The sequence below is a fragment of the Saccharomonospora iraqiensis subsp. paurometabolica YIM 90007 genome (assembly GCF_000231035.2).
GTDB classification, from domain to species: Bacteria; Actinomycetota; Actinomycetes; order Mycobacteriales; family Pseudonocardiaceae; genus Saccharomonospora; species Saccharomonospora paurometabolica.
On record NZ_KI912252.1, the window covers coordinates 4,458 to 7,215 of the forward strand.

The window sequence follows — 2,758 nt, forward strand, 5'->3', positions numbered from 1 at the left end:
TCAGCAACCGGGCGCACGAGTCCGCCGCGCGGGCCCGCGGCCGGTGCGCCCAGAAGCCGTCGGGTCCGTCGTCCCCGGCCGCGTCCCCCGGGGCCCCGGTCACCTCCAGTGAGGCGGCGGTGACGACGTCACCCTGCAGGGTGGTGTGGACGACGAGTCCCGCGGGCCAGTCCGGCAGCACCGGTCCGAGCGGTACGTGCAGAACGTCCAGCATCAGCCCGTCGCGGTCGGGTTCCCGGCCGGCCATCGGGATGCCGCCGGGCAGTTCCATCCCGCCCATGTCGTGTCCACCGTGGCCGTGGTGGTCGTGGCCACCGGAGTCACCGTGGCCACCGTTCCCGTGTTCCTCGGACCCGCCGTGATCCCCGTGCCCGCCGCCGTCCCCGTGCCCGCCGCCGTCCCCGTGCCCGCCGTGCTCGTCGTGGCCATCGTGGCCACCGGATTCGCCGTGGCCGTTCCCCGTCCCGGACGCGGCGTGCTGCCCGGCGGCCACGGCGTCGTGCGCCTCGCCCCGCTGCCGGTCGACATCCCGCAGCGCCGACCGCGCCCCGTCCAGGAGCCGGTCGAGCCCGTCCGGGTCGGCGTCCGGGACGTGTACCCACACCCGGGGAGCCGGCAACCGGTTCCACACCCGGTCGAGAGCCGGACGCAGCTCGTCGGGAACGGGCCCGGCGACGACGAGCAGGTTCGCCCCGGCGGGATTCGCCGCGGGCCGCCACCCGCGCAGGCGTAATGCGCGTTCGGTCGCGACCCGGGCCGCCGTCCCGCCCGGCGTGGCGACCAGCAGCGGCCGGGGCGGGGTGTGCCGGAGCAACCACGCGGTCAGGTCCACCGCAGCGCCCCCTCCCGCCAGGCGTAGACCACCCCGGCGACGAGGATGCCCAGGAACACGAACATCTCGACGACCGCCGAGGTGCCCTGTTCCGCGACGACCAGCGTCCACGGGTACATGAACACCATCTCCATGTCGAAGGCCAGGAAGATCATCGAGACCGTGTACCAGCGCACGTGGTACCGGGAGACGGCATGCTCACGGGGGTCGTGACCGGACAGGAACGGCCGGACGCCCGCGACCGTGCGGCCGGGACGGACGAGCAGAGCCGCCGCGTACAACGCGGCGGTGACCCCGAGCCCCGACGCGAGCACGACGACCGCGCCCTCGACCGTCATCGTGGACCACACCTCCGACCGTTCCGGCTGCGGCTGCCCACCCGCCCGGCGACGGTTACCCGGAGAGGCGCGGACTATGCACGATGAGGTGAGGTCCGCCGCGACTCCCGTCGGGCCGGGTGCCCCTCAGCCACCGACCCGTACGGTCGCCATCATGCCCGCGTCCTCGTGGTCGAGAATGTGGCAGTGGTACACCGTGCGCCCGGTGTGATCGGCGAACCGCACCCGCAGCCGGGCCCAGCCGCGGGCCGGGACGAGGACGACGTCGCGCAGACTGCCGTCGACCTGTTTCCCGTCGCTGGATTCGACCACCTGGAACGGCCACACGTGCAGATGGAACGGGTGATCCATCGGGGTGTCGTTGCGGATCAGCCACTCCTCGGTGGTCCCCGCGGCGACGGTCTGATCGGTGCGGTCGGCGTCGAACGCCCGGCCGTCGAAGCCGAACCGCATGCCCGGTCCCCGCATCCCGTCCCCGTCCCCCATACCACCCATGCCGCCCATACCCATGGTGAACGTGATCTCCCGGCGCCGGGAGACGGTCCGGCCGGGCAGCGGGGGAGCGGGCAGCTCCGCAGGCGGTTCCCGCGAGGTCCCGGCGGCCGGGCCGGACACGGCCAGCCGCACCAGCGTGACCGGCCCCTGCCGGGTGTCGCCGGCACCGGGAACCGGGTCGGCCATGCCACCCATGCCCGGCATCCCGTCGTGTTCCCGCCGGACCGGGTCGCTCACCAGTCGTCCCGGCCCGGGAGCGGTGGGGGTGACCAGCAGATCCGCCCGGTTTCCCGGGGCCAGCACGACCCGCTGCCGGGGCACGGGCCGGGGGAGGAGGAACCCGTCCGAGCCGACCTGGGTGACCCGCGCGTTCTCCGGCCGCAGGGACAGCACCCGCGAGGTGCAGGCGTTGACCACCCGCCACCGTTCGGCGGCCCCGGGCCGGAGCTCCACGACGGGTTCGTGTTGGCCGTTGACCAGGACGAGGTTGCCCTCCCGGCCGAGCATGCGTTCCCGGGGGCCCGCCGGGACGACCTCGCCCGATCCGGTCAGCGAGAGGTCGGTGACGACGAGGACCCGTTCGGTCTCCGCGAGTTCCGGTCCGCCGTCGACGATCAGGGCGCCCGCGAGGCCGCCGAAGAGCTGGTCGGCCACGAAGCCGTGGCGGTGCGGGTGGTACCAGAAGGTCCCCGGTGGGTGGTCGTCCGGGATCCGGAAGCGGTAGTCGAAGGTCTCGCCGGGCGCGATGCTCAGGAACGGGTTGTCGCTGTTGCCCCGGGGGGAGACGTGCAGGCCGTGGGTGTGCAGGTTGGTGGGTTGTCCGAGCCGGTTGGTGAGCCGGACGCGCAGGTCGTCACCGGGCCGCACCCGCAGGGTCGGGCCGGGGGAGGAACCGTTGAACCCCAGGGCGGAGGTGTCCCGTCCGGCGAGCCGCACCCCGGGCCCGGCGTCCAGCGGTACCGTCAACACGCCGTCCCGGGCGAGCCGTTCGGGCGGGGCACGCAGTGACTCCCCACTCGTCGCGGCACCCGCGGCGGCCTCCTCCGGGGCGCCGATCCGCCACACCCACCCCGCGACGCCCGTCGCGACGAGT

Annotated in this window: 2 protein-coding genes and 1 pseudogene; all 3 read right to left on the minus strand. The window is 74.4% G+C overall.

Annotation, left to right across the window (positions count from 1 at the left end):
* Positions 1-832: pseudogene (locus SACPADRAFT_RS33175) on the minus strand (hypothetical protein); the annotation flags it as partial.
* On the minus strand, positions 823-1,170 hold the full coding sequence (locus tag SACPADRAFT_RS0217860; protein WP_007027171.1) for an NADH-quinone oxidoreductase subunit A: 348 nt from the start codon (positions 1,168-1,170) through the stop codon (positions 823-825). The gene SACPADRAFT_RS0217860 and the pseudogene SACPADRAFT_RS33175, both read right to left, overlap by 10 nt.
* Positions 1,171-1,296: 126 nt before the next feature.
* Positions 1,297-2,758 (minus strand): multicopper oxidase family protein (locus SACPADRAFT_RS0217865; RefSeq protein WP_007027170.1); only part of this gene is annotated, 1,462 nt, incomplete at its 5' end.